The following is a 17,825-nucleotide window of genomic DNA, read 5'->3' on the forward strand; positions in this document are numbered from 1 at the left end:
CGCCAGCGTTCGTCCTGAGCCAGGATCAAACTCTCCGTGAATGTTTACCCGTAATCGGGTGACACCACGATGAGCGGAACCGCGAGCGGAATAAGCTCGACGGTTCACAGCGTCCTCGCTGTGTTTTTTCAAAGGAACCTCGACCAACCGGAACCGGCTGGACGGGGTATCAACATATCTGGCGTTGACTTTTGGCACGCTGTTGAGTTCTCAAGGTGCGTACGCTTCCTTTGTACTGACCCTCTCGGGCTTTCCTCCGGGCGCTTCCTTCGTTTCCGACTCTATCAGACCGTTTCCGTTCCGATTTCCTCGGTGCTTTCCAGGTCCTTCGCCTTTCGGCGTTTTCCCTTTCCGGCGGTTCCGACTTTATCAGAAGTTCTGAGCCGGTTTTCCCGCCCTCCGGGTCAGGCACCCCCGGACGCCGTAAGCGTTGCGGGTGCCCCCCTGGGCGGGAGCCGTAAACGTACTGGAGGGGAGCGCCCATGTGCAAATCGAGGCGCTCCCCTCCTGGTTCACGCGTGGATCACGCGCTGACCAGGGCTCAGACGTCGACCACGACCGGCAGGATCATCGGCCGGCGGCGGTAGGTGTCGGACACCCACTTGCCCAGGGTCCGGCGGATGAGCTGCTGCATCTGGTGCGGCTCGACCACGCCCTCCTGGGCCTGGCGCTCGAGCACCTCGACCAGCTTGGGCAGGACGTCGCCGAAGGCCTTGTCCTCGATGCCGGAGCCGCGGGCCTGGATGTGCGGGCCCGCGCTGATCTTGCCGGTGGAAGAGTCCACCACCACGAAGACCGAGATGATGCCCTCGTCACCGAGGATCTTGCGGTCCTTGAGCGCGGGCTCGCCCACCCCGCCGACGGACAGACCGTCGACGTAGACGTAGCCGGCCTGCACCTTGCCGGTGATCCTGGCCTTGCCGTCGACCAGGTCGACGACCACTCCGTCCTCGGCGATCACGATGCGGTCGTGCGGGACGCCGGTCAGGGCCCCGAGCTCGGCGTTGGCCCGCAGGTGGCGCCACTCGCCGTGCACCGGCATCAGGTTCCGCGGGCGGCAGATGTTGTAGAAGTACAGCAGCTCGCCGGCCGAGGCGTGGCCCGAGACGTGGACCTTGGCGTTGCCCTTGTGGACGACGTTGGCGCCCCAGCGGGTCAGGCCGTTGATCACCCGGTAGACCGAGTTCTCGTTGCCCGGGATGAGCGACGAGGCCAGGATCACCGTGTCGCCCGGGACGATGCGGATCTGGTGGTCCCGGTTGGCCATGCGGGACAGCGCGGCCATCGGCTCGCCCTGCGAACCCGTGCAGACCAGGACCACCTCGTGGTCCGGCAGGTCGTCCAGCGTCTTGACGTCGACGACGAGGCCCGGCGGCACCCGCAGGTAGCCGAGGTCCCGGGCGATGCCCATGTTGCGGACCATCGAGCGGCCGACGAAGGCGACTCTGCGGCCGTACTCGTGGGCGGCGTCGAGGATCTGCTGGACACGGTGGATGTGGCTGGCGAAGCTCGCCACGATCACGCGCTTGCGGGCACCGGCGAAGACCGACCGCAGCACGTTGGAGATGTCGCGCTCCGGCGGCACGAAGCCGGGGACCTCGGCGTTCGTCGAGTCGCTGAGCAGGAGGTCGATGCCCTCCTCGCTCAGCCGCGCGAAGGCGTGCAGGTCGGTGAGGCGGCCGTCCAGCGGGAGCTGGTCCATCTTGAAGTCGCCGGTGTGGACGACCATGCCCGCGGGGGTGCGGATGGCCACCGCGAGGGCGTCCGGGATGGAGTGGTTGACCGCGACGAACTCGCAGTCGAAGGGGCCGAGGCGTTCCCGGTTGCCCTCCGAGACCTCCAGGGAGTACGGACGGATCCGGTGCTCCTGGAGCTTGGCCTCGATCAGCGCGAGGGTCAGCTTGGAACCGACCAGCGGGATGTCCGGCCGCTCGCGCAGCAGGTAGGGCACCGCGCCGATGTGGTCCTCGTGCCCGTGGGTGAGGACGATGGCCTCGATGTCGTTCAGGCGGTCCCGGATGGACGAGAAGTCCGGCAGGATCAGGTCGATGCCGGGCTGTTCCTCCTCGGGGAACAGCACGCCGCAGTCGACGATCAGCAGGCGGCCGTCGAACTCGAAGACGGTCATGTTGCGACCGATCTCGCCGAGACCGCCGAGCGGGGTGACCCGCAGTCCGCCCTTGGGAAGCTTGGGCGGCGGGCCGAGTTCAGGGTGCGGATGGCTCAAAAGACTCTCCTCACCACGTACGCCACGTGCCCGGAGGCACGTGGCGCGCGTGACGTTCGTGCGTAAGCAGTTGTCGTGTGAAGGTGCAGGCGCGATCGCCCTGCGTATTCAGTTGTGAAGTCCGGTACTCAGAGCTGTACCCCGCCCTCGGCGAGGTCGATCTTGAGCTGGTCGAGCTCTTCGGGGCTCAGCTCCACGAGCGGGGCGCGCAGCGGGCCGGCGGGCAGTCCCTGCAGGGCCAGGGCGGCCTTGGTGGTCATCGCGCCCTGGGTGCGGAAGACGCCCCGGATCACGGGGAGCAGCTTGTGGTGGATCTCGGCGGCCTTGTGCACGTCACCGCCGAGGTGCGCTTCGAGCATGGCGCGCAGGTCCGGGGCGACCAGGTGGCCGACGACCGAGACGAAGCCGACCGCGCCGATCGACAGCAGCGGCAGGTTCAGGATGTCGTCGCCGGAGTACCAGGCCAGTCCGGAGCGGGAGAGCGCCCAGCTCGCGGCGCCCAGGTCGCCCTTGGCGTCCTTGTTGGCGACGATGCGCGGGTGCTCCGCGAGGCGGACCAGCGTCTCCGTGGCGATCGGGACGCCGCTGCGGCCCGGGATGTCGTAGAGCATCACCGGCAGGCCGGTGGAGTCGGCGATCGCCGTGAAGTTCTGGTACAGGCCTTCCTGCGGAGGCTTGTTGTAGTACGGGGTCACGGTGAGCAGGCCGTGCGCGCCGAGCTCCTCGGCCGCGCGGGCCAGCTCGATGCTGTGGCGGGTGTCGTTGGTGCCGACACCGGCCACGACGTGGGCACGGTCGCCGACCGCCTCCAGGACGGCCCGCAGGAGGGCCGCTTTCTCCGCGTTGCTGGTGGTGGGCGACTCACCGGTGGTGCCGTTGATGATGAGACCGTCGTTGCCGGCGTCCACGAGATGGGTGGCAAGCCGCTGGGCGCCGTCGAGGTCGAGCGCGCCGTCCGCCGTGAACGGAGTCACCATGGCGGTAAGGACCCTCCCGAAGGGGGTCTGCGGAGTGGAGGTCGGTGCCATGGCTAACACGCTACTCGCTGCACCGGGCCTGGTGCGCCGTCGGGGGCCGGACATTGCGGACGAACGGGATCCCGGCACTGCCTGCTCGGGGGTTCAAGCAGTGCCGGGTCCGTATCGTCAGGCTAGATAACTCTCAGATATCCGGCAATTCGGACGCCGGGCGCGGCGGCGCGCACCGCCCGGTCGCGCTACCCGGGCGGGCGAGGAGCCCAGGACGGCGCGTGGGAGAATTGTCCTCCCTGAACCAACTGGAGTGATCAGATTGCACACGGTCGAACCCCAGGTCCACCTCATCTCGCGTCCGGACCTCGACTACGACGAGGTGGCGGCCTACCTGAGCGATGTGGGTGGCGAGAGCTGGCTGGAGCGCGTCGACCGGGGCGACCTGGACGACGCCCAGAATCTGGCGGAGTTCGCCGGACGGATCTGCTACCGCTCGTGGGAGCCGGGTCTGAACCCGAACGTCACCCGCATCCGTGCCGACCAGGACAAGTACCTCAAGAACATTCTGGCCAGCGCGCATGGCTCGGTCCTTGAGCATGTCAACTTCAGCTTCGTGCTCCACAACGTCAGCCGGGTGGCCACGCACGAACTGGTACGCCACCGTGCCGGCGTCGCCGTGTCACAGGAGTCGCTGCGCTTCGTCCGCCTGGACGACCTGCCGTTCTGGTTCCCCGATTGGGCCCAGAAGGACGAGGAGCTGATGTCCCGGGCCACCGAGCTGCTGGAGAAGATCGAGGAGTTCCAGCACTGGATGGCGGGTCACTTCGGTCTCGACGAGGAAGGCGTGCCGTTCTCGGAGAAGAAGGCAAAGACCTCGTTCATGCGCCGGTTCGCACCGGAGGGACTGGGGACAGGGCTCGTCTGGACGGCGAACGTCCGCACGCTGCGGCATGTCATCGAGAACCGGACGGCTCCCGGCGCGGAGGAGGAGATCCGTCTGTTGTTCGACAAGGTCGGCAGGCTGATGGTGCAGGAGGCTCCCTCGCTGTTCGGTGACTACGTTGTCGAGGACGGGGCCTGGATCCCCGGGTGGCGCAAGGTCTGACCCGACGCCGACGACCGGGAAGGGCCGGTCTCCCCGTTTCGGCGGGGAGACCGGCCCTTCGCGCTGTTGTGCACCACGACGCCGTTGGCGAGGTAGTTGTGCCAGGGGCCGGCCACCACCAGGTCGTAGGTCTGGGTCTCGCGGGGTTCCTCGACGCGTTCGTACTGCACGAATTTCGCGCCGGCGGTCACATTGCGACGTGCCAGGTGCTGCTCGGCGTCCGTCTTGGCGCGGTGGCACGGTTCGCAGGCCGGTCGAAGGTTGCGGACGTCGAGCGCCTTGAGCAGGTCCGCTGCCACGGGCACCACGTGGTCAAGCACCAGCTCGGCCCTGGGACGGGCGGTTCCGCAGAGGTAACAGGCGTCGATCGGCTTGATCGCCGTGGAACGCTGCATCGAGGTCCACACTCCGATGCCCGCCCGGAGCGCGGGAGAAATTTGACGGCCGGCATACGCACTGCGCTTTCCCGTCACGACCAGGAGGTGACCGGAACCGAGATCGGAGGCCTTCACCCATCCCTGGTTGGTGAAGAGGGCGTGGTCCGCGGTGCAGCTGAGCTTCTGCCCGGTCTCCGCGCGGAAGGTCAGCACGTTCTGGACGTCACCTCGCAGCACATCCACGATGGGAGCGCGTTCGAAGAGCAGCGTTTCCTCGTTCAGGACACGGGCGTGTTGAGCGCGGACCGACCGCAGACGCCTGACCCTGCCCATCGAATCGGTGAAGCCGATGTGCCAGCGTTCGTACAGGTCGGCGATGCAGGTGCGCCGGACGGTGCGGCCGCTCTTCACGGCAACGCTCTCGGTGGTGATCTCTGTGTCCCCGCTGACGCATCGAGCATGCGTGGACGTCTGACGCTGTGTCACTTCTGAAACACTAACGGCGACGGAGGCATCGATGAGGCCGGTTCGGCACACCTGAGGTGGTCCTGGCCTCAGGCAATCGATAATCTCAGCGCCTACCGCCCAGATGCGCGGATGAGACAAGCCGATCGAGTGAGGACCCGCCGTGCCCCTGCCCTTTCTGACGGCCGACCGCGCGTTCGACGAGCAGGCCGACGACGTCGTCCTCCCGTTCCACGACCGGCAGCGGTGGCGGCGGCCCTACCGGCCGGGGCCGTACCGGGTCGGGCTGGCCGCGCTGGTGCTGCTGCTCGCCTCGTTCGTGCTGGTGGCGGCGGTGATCATCGCCGCGACGACCTCCGTGACGACGGCCTGGGTGTGGTTCGGGCTGGCGGTGCTGATGATCGCCGGCGCGCTGCGCGGGCTGCGGACCGGCGTCTGGGTGAGCTCGGCGGGGCTGCGGCACGTGGCGTTCTTCGCCACCCGCACCACTCCGTGGGCCCGTGCGGGGGCGCTGCGGGTCGTCCAGCAGCCTGTGCGGTGGATGGGGCTGCCGAGGACGGTCCAGGGCCAGGGACTCGTCCTGGAGGCCCGTGGCGGGCGCGGTGACGCTGCCGCTGACGGCCGGGTGGTGCTGCTGAGCACGCACGGCGCGGACTTCCTGGGACAGCCCGAGGTCTTCGACCGCGCGGCGGACACCGTCGAGGCGTGGGCGGACGAGTACCGGACGGTTCCGGGCCGCTGAGGACACCGCAACGGCCCCGTCGCCCGATGGGCGGCGGGGCCGTCGTCGTGTGCCGGGCCGGCGGCGGCCGTCAGCCGCGGGTGCCGGCGGTGGGCCGGCCGTCGTGGAGCTGGATGGCGCGCTGCATGGCCTTGCGGGCGCGGGTGGTGTCGCGGGCGTCGTGGTAGGCGACCGCGAGGCGGAACCAGGAGCGCCAGTCCTCCGGGGCGGCTTCCGTCTCTGCCTTGCGGCGGGCGAAGACGGCGTCCGCGGAGTCGCGGTCGATGCGGCCGCTGGGGGTGCGCTCCAGGTCGTCGACCGGGAGGCCGCCCTCGGCCTCGAGTTCGGCGGCGAGGGCGCCGGCCCGCTGGGCGAACCGGGTGTTCGCCCACAGGAACCACAGGCCGACGGCGGGCAGCACCAGTACGGCGCAGCCCAGGGTGACGGTGAGCGGGGTGCCGACCTGGACGAGCATGACGCCGCGGCTGCCGGCCAGGACGAAGTAGGCGATCAGGGCCAGTGCCGTGACGGCGTAGGTGATCTTCGCGCGCATGTGTCAGCCCAGGTCCAGGAAGTGCTCGAGCCCGAGGGTCAGGCCCGGGGTGTCCACCACGCGGCGCACGCCGAGCAGGACGCCGGGCATGAAGCTGCTGTGGTGCAGGGAGTCGTGGCGGACGGTGAGGGTCTCGCCCTCGCCGCCGAGCAGCACCTCCTGGTGGGCCAGGAGGCCGCGCAGCCGGACGGCGTGCACCGGGACGCCGTCGACGTCGGCGCCGCGGGCACCGTCCAGCGCCGTGGTGGTGGCGTCGGGCATCGGGGTGCTGCCGGCCGCGCGGCGGGCTTCGGCGATCAGCTGCGCGGTGCGCCGGGCGGTTCCGCTGGGCGCGTCCACCTTGTCGGGGTGGTGCAGCTCGACGACCTCGACGGATTCGAAGTACGGGGCGGCGAGTTGGGCGAACCTCATGGTGAGGACGGCGCCGATGGAGAAGTTCGGCGCGATCAGGACGCCCGTCGAGGGGGACGCCTTCAGCCAGCCGTCGAGCGCGGCCAGGCGCTCGTCACTCCAGCCGGTGGTGCCGACGACGGCGTGGATGCCGTTGCCGACGCAGTACTCGAGGTTGGTCATCACGGAGTCGGGGGTGGTCAGCTCGACGGCCACCTGGGTTCCGGAGGAGGTCAGGACGTCCAGGCTGTCGTGGCGGCCGAGGGCGGCCACCAGCTCCATGTCCTCGGCTTCCTCGACCGCCTTGACGGCCGCGGAGCCGATGCGCCCCTTGGCGCCGAGTACCGCCACACGCAGCTTGCTCATGTTGCTCCAGCTTCCTTTCGCGGGCCCCGCGGGGTCCGGTCGGCTCAGGACACGGCCGTCCCATCGGCTCAGGACACGGCCTCGTGCAGCCGGGAGGCCTGCTTGTCCTTGAGGGGGCCGATGACCGAGAGGGAGGGACGGCGCCCCAGGATGTCCCGGGCGACCTCACGGACATCATCGGGCGTGACGGCGTCGATGCTCGCGAGGACGTCGTCGACGGACATCTGGTCGCCCCAGCAGAGCTCGCTCTTGCCGATGCGGTTCATCAGCGCGCCGGTGTCCTCGAGGCCGAGGACGGTGGAGCCCTTGAGCTGGCCGACGGCGCGGGCGATCTCGTCGTCGGGGAGGCCTTCGGCGGCCGCCCTGTCGAGTTCGTCGCGGCAGATCTTCAGCACGTCGGGCACCTGGCTGGGCCGGCAGCCGGCGTAGACGCCGAACAGGCCGCAGTCGGCGAAGCTCGAGGTGTACGAGTACACGCTGTAGGCCAGGCCGCGCTTCTCCCGGACCTCCTGGAAGAGGCGGGAGGACATGCCGCCGCCGAGGGCGGTGTTGAGGACGGCCAGGGTCCAGCGGCGGTCGTCGGTGCGGGCGATGCCGGGCATGCCGAGGACGACGTGCGCCTGCTCGGTCCTGCGGGCGATCAGGTCGACCTTGCCGGCCGCGCGCAGGGTGCGGCTGCCGGTGCGGGGGCCGACCGGGACGGCCTCGTGGTCGGTGAGCAGTCCGGCCTTCTCGAAGGCGGCGCGGACCTGCCGGACGACCTTGGCGTGGTCGACGTTGCCGGCCGCGGCGACCACCAGGCGGGTGGGGTCGTAGTGCTTCTTGTAGAAGCGCCGTATGCGGTCGGCGGTGAGCGCGTTGACGGTGTCGACCGTGCCGAGGACGGGGCGGCCGAGGGGGGTGTCGCCGAGCATGGTCTGCGCGAACAGGTCGTGCACGCAGTCGCCCGGGTCGTCCTCGGTCATCGCGATCTCCTCGAGGATCGCGCCGCGTTCGACGTCGACGTCCTCCTCGCGGATCAGGGAGCCGGTGAGCATGTCGCAGACCACGTCGATCGCGAGCGGGAGGTCGGTGTCCAGCACGCGGGCGTAGTAGCAGGTGTACTCCTTGGCGGTGAACGCGTTCATCTCGCCGCCGACCGCGTCGACCGCGGCGGAGATGTCGAGGGCGCTGCGCCGGGAGGTGCCCTTGAAGAGCAGGTGCTCGAGGTAGTGGGTGGCCCCGTTCAGCGCGGGCGTCTCGTCGCGGGAGCCGACGTTGGCCCAGATGCCGAAGGTGGCGGAGCGCACCGAGGGGAGGGTCTCGGTGACGACGCGCAGGCCGCCGGGGAGGGTGGTGCGGCGGACGGTGCCGCTGCCGTTAGTGCCCTTGATCAGGGTTTGGGTACGGGCGACGGCCCGCACCGGAGAACCGGTGCGGGCCGTCGCCGTGGAGCTACGAGAGGTCACTTCTCGCTGTCGTCCTTCTCTGCCTGCTCGGAGTCCTCGCCCTCGATCACGGGGATCAGGGAGAGCTTGCCGCGGGAGTCGATCTCGGCGATCTCGACCTGGACCTTCTGGCCCACGCCGAGGACGTCCTCGACGTTCTCCACGCGCTTGCCGCCGGCCAGCTTGCGGATCTGCGAGATGTGCAGCAGACCGTCCTTGCCCGGCATCAGGGAGACGAACGCGCCGAAGGTCGTGGTCTTGACGACCGTGCCCAGGTAGCGCTCGCCGACCTCCGGCATCGTCGGGTTGGCGATGGCGTTGATCGTGGCGCGGGCGGCCTCGGCGGCCGGGCCGTCGGAGGCGCCGATGTAGATGGTGCCGTCGTCCTCGATCGTGATCTCGGCGCCGGTGTCCTCCTGGATCTGGTTGATCATCTTGCCCTTGGGGCCGATGACCTCACCGATCTTGTCCACCGGGATCTTGACGGTGATGATCCGCGGGGCGTTCGGGGACATCTCGTCGGGCCGGTCGATGGCCTCCATCATCACGTCGAGGATGTGGAGACGCGCGTCGCGGGCCTGCTTGAGGGCCGCGGCCAGGACGGAGGCCGGGATGCCGTCCAGCTTGGTGTCGAGCTGGAGAGCGGTCACGAACTCCTTGGTGCCGGCGACCTTGAAGTCCATGTCGCCGAAGGCGTCCTCCGCACCGAGGATGTCGGTGAGGGTGACGTAGTGGGTCTCGCCGCCGATCTCCTCGGAGATCAGGCCCATGGCGATGCCGGCGACCGGGGCCTTGAGGGGCACACCGGCGTTCAGCAGCGACATGGTGGAGGCGCAGACGGAGCCCATGGAGGTCGAGCCGTTGGAGCCGAGGGCCTCGGACACCTGACGGATCGCGTAGGGGAAGTCTTCGCGGGCCGGCAGGACCGGGACGATGGCGCGCTCGGCGAGGGCGCCGTGGCCGATCTCGCGGCGCTTGGGGGCGCCGACGCGGCCGGTCTCGCCGACGGAGTACGGCGGGAAGATGTAGTTGTGCATGTAGCGCTTGCGGGTCACCGGCGAGAGGGTGTCTAGCTGCTGCTCCATGCGGAGCATGTTGAGGGTGGTGATGCCCAGGATCTGGGTCTCGCCACGCTCGAACAGGGCGGAGCCGTGCACGCGCGGGATGGCCTCGACCTCGGCGGCCAGGGTGCGGATGTCGGTGACACCGCGGCCGTCGATGCGCTTCTTCTCCTTGATCACGCGCTCACGGACCAGCTGCTTGGTGAGCGAGCGGTACGCGGCGGAGATCTCCTTCTCGCGGCCCTCGAACTCCGGGAGGAGCTTCTCGGCGGCGAGCGCCTTGATGCGGTCCAGCTCGCCCTCGCGCTCCTGCTTGCCGGCGATGGTGAGCGCCTGCGAGAGCTCGGGGCGGACGGCGGCGGACAGGGCCGCGAACACGTCGTCCTGGTAGTCCAGGAAGATCGGGAACTCGCCGGTCGGCTTGGCGGCCTTGGCGGCGAGGTCGGCCTGGGCCTTGCAGAGCACCTTGATGAAGGGCTTCGCGGCATCCAGACCGGAGGCGACGATCTCCTCGGTGGGGGCCTCGGCGCCGCCCTCGACGAGCTTGACGGTCTTCTCGGTGGCCTCGGCCTCGACCATCATGATCGCGACGTCGCCGTCCTCGAGGACGCGGCCGGCGACCACCATGTCGAAGACGGCGTCCTCGAGCTCGGTGTGCGTCGGGAACGCGACCCACTGGCCGCGGATCAGCGCGACGCGGACGCCGCCGATCGGGCCGGAGAAGGGCAGGCCGGCCAGCTGCGTGGACGCGGACGCGGCGTTGATCGCCACGACGTCGTACAGGTGGTCGGGGTTGAGCGCCATGACGGTGGCGACGACCTGGATCTCGTTGCGCAGGCCCTTCTTGAAGGACGGGCGCAGCGGGCGGTCGATGAGGCGGCAGGTGAGGATCGCGTCCTCGGAGGGCCGGCCCTCGCGGCGGAAGAACGAGCCGGGGATCTTGCCGGCGGCGTACATCCGCTCCTCGACGTCCACCGTCAGGGGGAAGAAGTCGAGCTGGTCCTTGGGGTTCTTCGAGGCGGTGGTCGCCGACATCACCATGGTGTCGTCGTCCAGGTAGGCCACGGCGGAGCCGCCGGCCTGCCGGGCCAGGCGGCCCGTCTCGAAGCGGATGGTGCGGGTGCCGAAGGCGCCGTTGTCGATGACGGCCTCGGCGTAGTGGGTCTCGTTCTCCACCAGTGTTCTTCTCCTCGTCTTTCGTCCCGGGCTGCCCGTGTGGCAGGGGGACGTCGGCGGAGAAGCGCGCCGTGCCTTGCGGGCCGGTCTTCGATCGAAGCTCCCGGGTGTGTCTCCCCGGGGGCCACTACCGAGGACCGGCGGCGGCGAGGTGCGCTTCCCCTCGTTCGGGTGAACCGCTCGCGTGAGCGGTCCGGTCGTGCGACCAGTGATACGTGGTACCCCGTGTGGGTCCGGCGCTCACCGGTGATCATGGCGTGTCGTGCGTCATGCGTTGTGCTACCACACTACAAAGTGTGGGTGACACCTCGCACGTTTCCGTACATACGGCAAAGGGAGCGGTCCCCTACCCGGGAACCGCTCCCCTCACGGCGTCTTACTTGGCGCCGCCGGCCGCACCACGGCGGATGCCGAGGCGGTCGACCAGGGCACGGAAGCGCTGGATGTCCTTCTTGGCCAGGTACTGCAGCAGACGGCGACGCTGACCGACCAGGATGAGCAGACCACGACGGGAGTGGTGGTCGTGCTTGTGGCTCTTCAGGTGCTCCGTCAGGTCGGAGATGCGGCGGGTCAGGAGCGCGACCTGGACCTCGGGGGAGCCGGTGTCACCTTCCTTGGTGCCGAACTCGGTGATGATCTGCTTCTTCGTAGCGGCGTCGAGCGACACGCGTACTCCTTGGTGATGTCCTGATGGCCACCGAGTGCCCCCGGTCTGTGTCTCGGGGGAGCTTCCGTTACTCGGGAGGCGGGGATCCGCTGGGCGCGTCCTCCAGACCGCCGTCGGGCGGGTCCGGTGGCGCGTACACAAACGGCCGTCGCCCAGAGTACCAGGCCGGACGGGGGGTCCCGGGCCCGGGTCGCGCAAGTCGGCCGGGGGCCCCTGGACGCGCACTAGGGTACGTCGCGGATCGACCCGGCCCGGTTCGGGCCCGTTCGGAAGGGGCTTCGCATGGCGGAGACAAAGGAAGACGTGAAGGCCCGCAAGGAGCGGGAGCGGGACGAGTTGTACGCGCTGGACATCTCCGGGGTGGAGTGGCGCAGCGCGCCCGGGACGGAGCGGGACGAGGAGCGGGTGGAGATCGCCCACCTGCCGGGCGGCGCGGTGGCGATGCGGTCGTCGCTGGACCCGGGGACGGTGCTGCGGTACACGCAGGCGGAGTGGCAGGCCTTCGTGCTGGGCGCGCGGGACGGGGAGTTCGACCTCGAGCCCGCCGCCGAGGGCTGAGCGGGACGCCGGCCGGCCGGGACGCCGCGCCGCGCGCGCCCGGTCGGCGCGTAGGGCGGCGGAACGCCGAGGGCGGGTGCGGTGGTCCGCACCCGCCCTCGGCGTGTGGCGCCGGGCGGCCTTCCGCCGGGCGTGAGGGTCAGCCGGTCATCGCCCGGGCGGCCTCGTAGACGCCGAAGACCGCGAGGGCCAGCGGGACCAGGGTCAGCAGGACGAAGGACTCGGCGATCTCCAGGAACCGCCCCCAGAACGGGGTCGGGCCGCCGCGCGGGGCGATCAGGCCGATGCCGGTGATCAGCGCCGTCGCGGCGGCGACGGCGGCGACCAGCCACAGGGTGCGCAGTTCCAGGGCCGACGGGTCGGCGGTGGCCGGCGGGTTGAGCGCGAGCCCGAGGCCGAGCAGCACCAGGGAGGCGAGGCCGGCCGCGAGCAGCGGGCCCACCTGCGCGGTGTAGCGGAACAGGGTGGCCCGCATGATCAGCGCGATGCCGGTGGCCAGCGCGAGGAGCCGCGCCCACAGGCCGTCGGAGAAGCCGAGCACCGCGCAGGCGACGACGGCGACCAGGGCGCAGCCTCCGACGAGGCCGACCAGCAGTTCGTGGCCGCGGCGGGTGCGCTCCTCGATGCGGTGCAGGTCGACCGGTTCCTGCGGCTCGGTCTCCAGCGTGCCGTAGGCGCTCGCGGTGCCGGTCTGCGGCGGGTCGAAGCCGATGGGCAGGCGGGCGAAGCGCAGGGACATGCCGGGCAGGAAGGCGAGGGCGCCGACGGCGAGCGGGGCGCACAGGGCGGCCGTCTCGGTGGCGTTCCAGCGCAGCGCGAGGGCGGCGAACAGGGTGGCCACGCCGATCGCGGAGGCGACCACGCAGGCCACGAAGGGGCCGTCTCCGCGCGGTGAGCAGAGCGTCAGGATCACGGCGGCGACCAGGACGGCGGCGCAGGCGAGCAGGACCTGGAGCTTGCCGATGCCGGTGCCGTCGGCCAGCGGCAGCAGGCCGGAGCCGGCGACGCCCATGTTGGGCAGCGCCCCGAGGCCGAGCGCGAGGGCGGCCCGGCGGTCGTCGTAGACGCGGGCGCGGACGCAGGCCAGGACGACGAGGACCACGCCGGCGATGGCGGCGAGGATGCCCGGCAGGCCGTGCATGTCGTGGCCGGGGTGCGAGGTCCAGGCGACGAAGGCGAGCAGGGCGGGCAGCACCGCCCCGGCGACCAGGCCGCCGGTGCGGGTGAGGTCGCCGGACCACAGGGTGTGGTCGCGGGAGACGGCGGAGGCGACGGCCTCGGAGACGTCGTCGAAGACGGCGGGCGGCAGCGAGGCGGAGAAGGGCCGCAGGGTGAGCAGCTCGCCGTCGAGTATGCGCTGGGCCGCGAAGGAGCGGGCGCTGTCGAGGACGGTGCCGTCGCGGCGGACGAGGTGGTAGCCGACGGGCGCCCCTTCGGCGGGGCTCTGCCGGGAGAGCCTGAGGATCTCCGGGTAGAGGTCGGCGACCGGGATGTCGTCGGGCAGGGCCACGTCGATGCGGCTGTCGGGCGCGACGATGGTGACCCGGCAGAAGCCGAGTCCGGAGCCGGCGCCCGTTCCGGACGGGCCCGCGGGTCCGGGACCGGCCTGTCCGGTGGCCGGCGCGGAGGCCGTGGTGCTCACCTTCTGCTCCCCCTCGGTGGTGGTGTGCGGTGGTGGTCTGCGGTGGCGGGTGCGCGTGACGGATTCGTGTGGCGGGTGCGGCGGTCCGGTGACGGCGGAGGGCGTGTGGGCGTCCTCGCGGCGGCCGAACGTCCGTGTTGTCCGGTGTCGTTCACGTGTGTCCGCGCCAACCTGCGGCCCTGGCCGTCCGGTCGGGGCGAACATCCGGCACCATACCGCTCACCGGTGCTGCGTGGACTCAGTAGGATCACGCCGCGGCCCGCATACCCGGACCACGGGGAGCCCTGGACAACGGCAGGGCCCGGCAAGGGGATTGGTGACCAGTGAGCCACATCGTCGTGAAGCGTCCGCCGAGGGCGCTGCCGTCCGAGGTGCCCACGGAAGAGATCGTGCTGCAGCCACCGCCGGAGTTGCCGCGCGGGCATCAGGAGAGTGTGCTGATGCAGCTGCTGCCGACGCTCGGCATGGGCGGCTCGGTGGTGTTCTTCTTCATGAGCGACCGGCCGTTCATGAAGATCATGGGCATGGTGATGATCGCCTCGACGATCGCCATGTCGGTGGCGATGGTGGTGCGGTTCCGGCGGGGCAACCAGGGTCAGCTGGCCGACCTGCGGCGTGACTACCTGGGCTATCTGACGATGACCCGGCAGCGTGCGGTGGACACCGCGAACGCGCAGCGGGACGCCCAGTACTACCTGCACCCCTCCCCCGAGCAGCTGTGGGCGCTGGTCGCCGAGGGCAGCCGGGTGTGGGAGCGACGGCCGGGCGACGAGGACTTCGCGCAGGTGCGGATCGGGCTGGGCCCGCAGCAGCTTGCGTCGCCGCTGATCGCTCCGCAGACCGGGCCGGTGGACCAGCTGGAGCCGTTGACCGCGGGCGCGATGCAGCGGTTCGTGGCGGTGCACTCGACGCTGGAGGACCTGCCGATGGCGGTGTCCCTGCGGGCGTTCCACCGGGTGACGGTGAGCGGCGAGCAGGAGTCGGTTCGCGCCCTGGTGCGGGCGATGACGGGGGCGCTGGCCTCGCTGCACTCCCCGGAGGACATGGTCCTGGCGGTGGCCGCGGGCCGAGGCGCGCTGGAGCACTGGGAGTGGGCGAAGTGGCTGCCGCACGCCCAGGCTCCGGGCGCTCCGGACGGCGCGGGTTCGCGTCGGCTGATCTCCGGGGATCCCCGCGTGCTGGAGGACATGCTGTCGGGCAGCCTGTCGGGCCGGCCCCGGTTCCATCCGGCGGCTCCTCCGCTGCCGGAGACGCCGCATCTGGTGCTGGTGCTGGACGGGGTGTCGCTGCCGCAGGACTCGGTGCTGGCGAGCCCGGAGGGTCTGCAGGGCGTCACGCTGATCGAGGTGGTGCCGGGCGAGCAGGTGGGCGCCCCGGGCGACCTGGCGATGTCGGTGCACCCGTCGTCGCTGCGGCTGGAGTCGGCGCACGGCGCGGTGTACGAGGGGACGCCGGACACCATGTCGTACGCGTCGGCCGAGGCGCTGGCGCGGCAGCTGGCGCCGCTGCGGATGGCGTCGGGCGGTGATGACGACGAACCGCTGCTGGCGAACCTGGAGTTCACCGACCTGCTGAACCTGGGCGACGCCGCCTCGGTGGACCCGAAGCGGACCTGGCGGCCGCGTGCCCTGGCGGAGCGGCTGCGGGTGCCGATCGGCGTCGGCGAGGACGGCCGTCCGGTGATGCTGGACCTGAAGGAGGCCGCGCAGGAGGGCATGGGCCCGCACGGGCTGTGCGTGGGCGCGACCGGTTCCGGCAAGTCGGAGCTGCTGCGCACCCTGGTGCTGGGGCTGGCGGTCACGCACTCGTCGGAGACGCTGAACTTCGTGCTCGCCGACTTCAAGGGCGGTGCGACCTTCGCCGGCATGGCGCGGATGCCGCACGTGGCCGCGGTGATCACCAACCTGGCGGACGACCTGACGCTGGTGGACCGGATGGGCGACTCCATCCGCGGTGAGCTCAACCGCCGGCAGGAGATGCTGCGCGACGCGGGCAACTACGCCAACATCCACGACTACGAGAAGGCCCGCGCGGCGGGCGCCCCGCTGCAGCCGATCCCCTCGCTGGTGCTGGTCATCGACGAGTTCAGCGAACTGCTCAGCGCGAAGCCGGACTTCATCGAGATGTTCGTGCAGATCGGCCGTATCGGCCGCTCGCTCGGCGTGCATCTGCTGCTGGCCTCGCAGCGTCTGGAGGAGGGACGGCTGCGCGGTCTGGAGACGTACCTGTCGTACCGGATCGGTCTGCGGACGTTCTCGGCGGCGGAGTCGCGGGCGGCGCTGGGCGTTCCGGACGCCTACGAGCTGCCGAACGTGCCGGGTTCCGGCTTCCTGAAGTTCGGCACCGACGAGATGGTGCGGTTCAAGGCGGCCTACGTCTCCGGCGTCCACCGTTCGGGGGCGCAGCAGGCGGCGCTGGCCGGCGGGCCGCTTCCGGTGGACCGGCGGCCGGTGCTGTTCACGGCGGCCGAGGTGCCGGTGCGCTACGCGCAGGTGCCGCGGCAGCGGACCGAGTCCGAGAGCGCGGGCGGGGACGACGCCCTGGCGGACACGGTGCTGGACGTGATCGTGAAGCGGCTGGAGGCGCAGGGGCCGGCGGCGCACCAGGTGTGGCTGCCGCCGCTGGACAGTCCGCCGTCGCTGGACGGTCTGCTGCCGGGTCTGACGGCCGTGGAGGGCCGGGGCCTCACCCAGCCCGGTTACGAGGGCGCGGGGCGTCTGGTGGTGCCGGTGGGCATCGTCGACAAGCCGTACGAGCAGCGGCGTGATCCGCTGTGGGTGGACTTCTCGGGCGCGGCCGGTCACATGCAGATCCTGGGCGGTCCGCAGTCCGGCAAGTCGACGCTGCTGCGCGCACTGGTGTCGTCGTTCGCGCTGACCCACACCCCGCAGGAGGTGCAGTTCTACGGGCTGGACTTCGGCGGCGGCGGCATGGTGTCGATCGAGGGGCTGCCCCATGTGGGCGGCGTGGCCTCCCGGCTGGACCCGGAGCGGGTGCGGCGCACGGTGGCCGAGGTGTACGGCGTGCTGAACCGGCGTGAGGAGTACTTCCGGGCGGCGGGCATCCCGTCGATCGCGGAGTTCCGCTCGCGGCGGGCGCGCGGCACGATCTCGGTGACGGACCAGCCGTGGGGCGACGTCTTCCTGCTGATCGACGGCTGGGGCAACTTCAAGGGCGAGTACGAGGCGCTGGAGCCGATCGTGCTGGAGATCGCGGCGCGCGGTCTGGGCTACGGCGTCCACCTGGTGCTCACCGCCTCGCGGTCGATGGAGGTCCGCTCGAACCTCAAGGACCAGCTGATGAACCGGCTCGAGCTGCGGCTCGGCGACCCGATGGACTCGGAGTTCGACCGCAAGGTGGCGGCGAACGTGCCGTCGGGCGTCCCGGGCCGCGGTCAGTCGCCGCAGAAGCTGCACTTCATGGCGGCGGTGCCGCGCATCGACGGTCTGACCTCGGACTCGGACCTGGCGGACGCCACGGCGGCACTGGCCTCCGAGGTGACCCGGCACTGGACGGCGCCGGGGGCGCCCAAGGTGCGGCTGCTGCCGCGGCAGCTGCCGCTGGCGGAGCTGCCGGCCGGCGACCGCTTCCCGGAGCGGGGCGTGGCGTTCGGGCTGGACGAGAACACGCTGGAGCCGGTGTTCCTCGACTTCGACCAGGACCCGTTCTTCCTGGTCTTCGGGGAGAGCGAGTCCGGCAAGTCGAACCTGCTGCGGCTGCTGATCAAGCAGCTCACGCAGCGGTACCCGGGTGACGCGTGCAAGCTGTTCGTGGTCGACAACCGGCGTTCGCTGCTGGACGTGACGCCGGACTCGCACCTGGCCGAGTACATCCCGATGTCCAACACGATGGACCACCACATGGCGGCGCTGGCCGACCTGATGCGGCGCCGTTCGCCCACCGCCGACGTCACCGCGCAGCAGCTGCGGGACCGCAGCTGGTGGAGCGGGCCGAACGTGTTCGTGGTCGTCGACGACTACGACCTGGTGTCGACCTCGCAGGGCAACCCGCTGGCCGGGCTGACCGAGCACCTGCCGTTCGCGCGTGACGTGGGCGTGCGGTTCATCATCGCCCGCTCCACCGCGGGCGCCGGGCGGGCGGGCTACGAGGCGTTCATCC

Annotated in this window: 13 protein-coding genes; 4 read left to right on the forward strand and 9 right to left on the reverse strand. The window is 70.8% G+C overall.

The genetic code is table 11. The features are described from left to right. Positions 1-541: 541 nt before the first annotated feature. Positions 542-2,227, reverse strand: a complete 1,686-nt coding sequence (locus tag ACOV8S_RS12685; RefSeq protein ID WP_382560817.1) for a ribonuclease J — start codon at positions 2,225-2,227, stop codon at positions 542-544. A gap of 128 nt (positions 2,228-2,355) precedes the next feature. Continuing rightward, complete coding sequence (dapA, locus tag ACOV8S_RS12690) at positions 2,356-3,255, reverse strand: 4-hydroxy-tetrahydrodipicolinate synthase (RefSeq protein WP_448317936.1); 900 nt, start codon at positions 3,253-3,255, stop codon at positions 2,356-2,358. Between the two features lie 253 nt (positions 3,256-3,508). On the opposite strand from dapA, the gene thyX reads away from it, so the two are divergent. Beyond that, positions 3,509-4,303, forward strand: a complete 795-nt coding sequence (thyX, locus tag ACOV8S_RS12695) for an FAD-dependent thymidylate synthase (protein ID WP_382560823.1) — start codon at positions 3,509-3,511, stop codon at positions 4,301-4,303. Here thyX and ACOV8S_RS12700 read toward each other — a convergent pair. Beyond that, on the reverse strand, positions 4,255-5,217 hold the full coding sequence (locus ACOV8S_RS12700; RefSeq protein WP_448317937.1) for an HNH endonuclease: 963 nt from the start codon (positions 5,215-5,217) through the stop codon (positions 4,255-4,257). The two genes, thyX and ACOV8S_RS12700, sit on opposite strands and share 49 nt — an antisense overlap. A 91-nt stretch (positions 5,218-5,308) precedes the next feature. On the opposite strand from ACOV8S_RS12700, the gene ACOV8S_RS12705 reads away from it, so the two are divergent. Then, positions 5,309-5,887, forward strand: coding sequence for a hypothetical protein (locus ACOV8S_RS12705; protein ID WP_448317938.1), 579 nt, complete (start codon positions 5,309-5,311; stop codon positions 5,885-5,887). Between the two features lie 70 nt (positions 5,888-5,957). Here the strand turns inward: ACOV8S_RS12705 and ACOV8S_RS12710 are convergent, their stop codons facing one another. From ACOV8S_RS12710 to rpsO, 5 genes are all read right to left on the reverse strand, one after another. Then, positions 5,958-6,419 carry a hypothetical protein gene (locus ACOV8S_RS12710; RefSeq protein WP_351117270.1) on the reverse strand — a complete coding sequence of 154 codons (462 nt, stop codon included), beginning with the start codon at positions 6,417-6,419 and terminating at the stop codon, positions 5,958-5,960. Positions 6,420-6,422: 3 nt separating this feature from the next. Beyond that, positions 6,423-7,175, reverse strand: coding sequence for a 4-hydroxy-tetrahydrodipicolinate reductase (dapB, locus tag ACOV8S_RS12715; RefSeq protein WP_448317939.1), 753 nt, complete (start codon positions 7,173-7,175; stop codon positions 6,423-6,425). Between the two features lie 68 nt (positions 7,176-7,243). Continuing rightward, positions 7,244-8,623, reverse strand: a complete 1,380-nt coding sequence (locus ACOV8S_RS12720) for a M16 family metallopeptidase (RefSeq protein WP_448317940.1) — start codon at positions 8,621-8,623, stop codon at positions 7,244-7,246. After that, positions 8,620-10,839, reverse strand: coding sequence for a polyribonucleotide nucleotidyltransferase (locus tag ACOV8S_RS12725; protein WP_448317941.1), 2,220 nt, complete (start codon positions 10,837-10,839; stop codon positions 8,620-8,622). Before ACOV8S_RS12725 ends, ACOV8S_RS12720 begins: the two co-directional genes overlap by 4 nt. Before the next feature lie 376 nt (positions 10,840-11,215). Next, positions 11,216-11,506: a 30S ribosomal protein S15 gene (gene rpsO / locus ACOV8S_RS12730; RefSeq protein WP_108954112.1), complete on the reverse strand. Its 291-nt coding sequence runs from the start codon at positions 11,504-11,506 to the stop codon at positions 11,216-11,218. A 282-nt stretch (positions 11,507-11,788) separates the two neighbouring features. Between rpsO and ACOV8S_RS12735 the strand changes: the two genes are divergently transcribed. After that, positions 11,789-12,064, forward strand: coding sequence for a DUF397 domain-containing protein (locus ACOV8S_RS12735; RefSeq protein WP_448317942.1), 276 nt, complete (start codon positions 11,789-11,791; stop codon positions 12,062-12,064). Positions 12,065-12,203: 139 nt separating this feature from the next. On the opposite strand, the gene eccD is transcribed toward ACOV8S_RS12735, so the two are convergent. After that, positions 12,204-13,706 (reverse strand): type VII secretion integral membrane protein EccD, encoded by a 1,503-nt coding sequence (gene eccD / locus ACOV8S_RS12740; protein WP_448317943.1) that lies wholly within the window; start codon positions 13,704-13,706, stop codon positions 12,204-12,206. Between the two features lie 323 nt (positions 13,707-14,029). Here eccD and eccCa point away from each other — a divergent pair. Continuing rightward, positions 14,030-17,825: type VII secretion protein EccCa (eccCa, locus tag ACOV8S_RS12745; RefSeq protein WP_448317944.1), on the forward strand; the 3,796-nt coding region annotated here is incomplete at its 3' end.

Source organism: Streptomyces sp. CO7 (assembly GCF_053474865.1).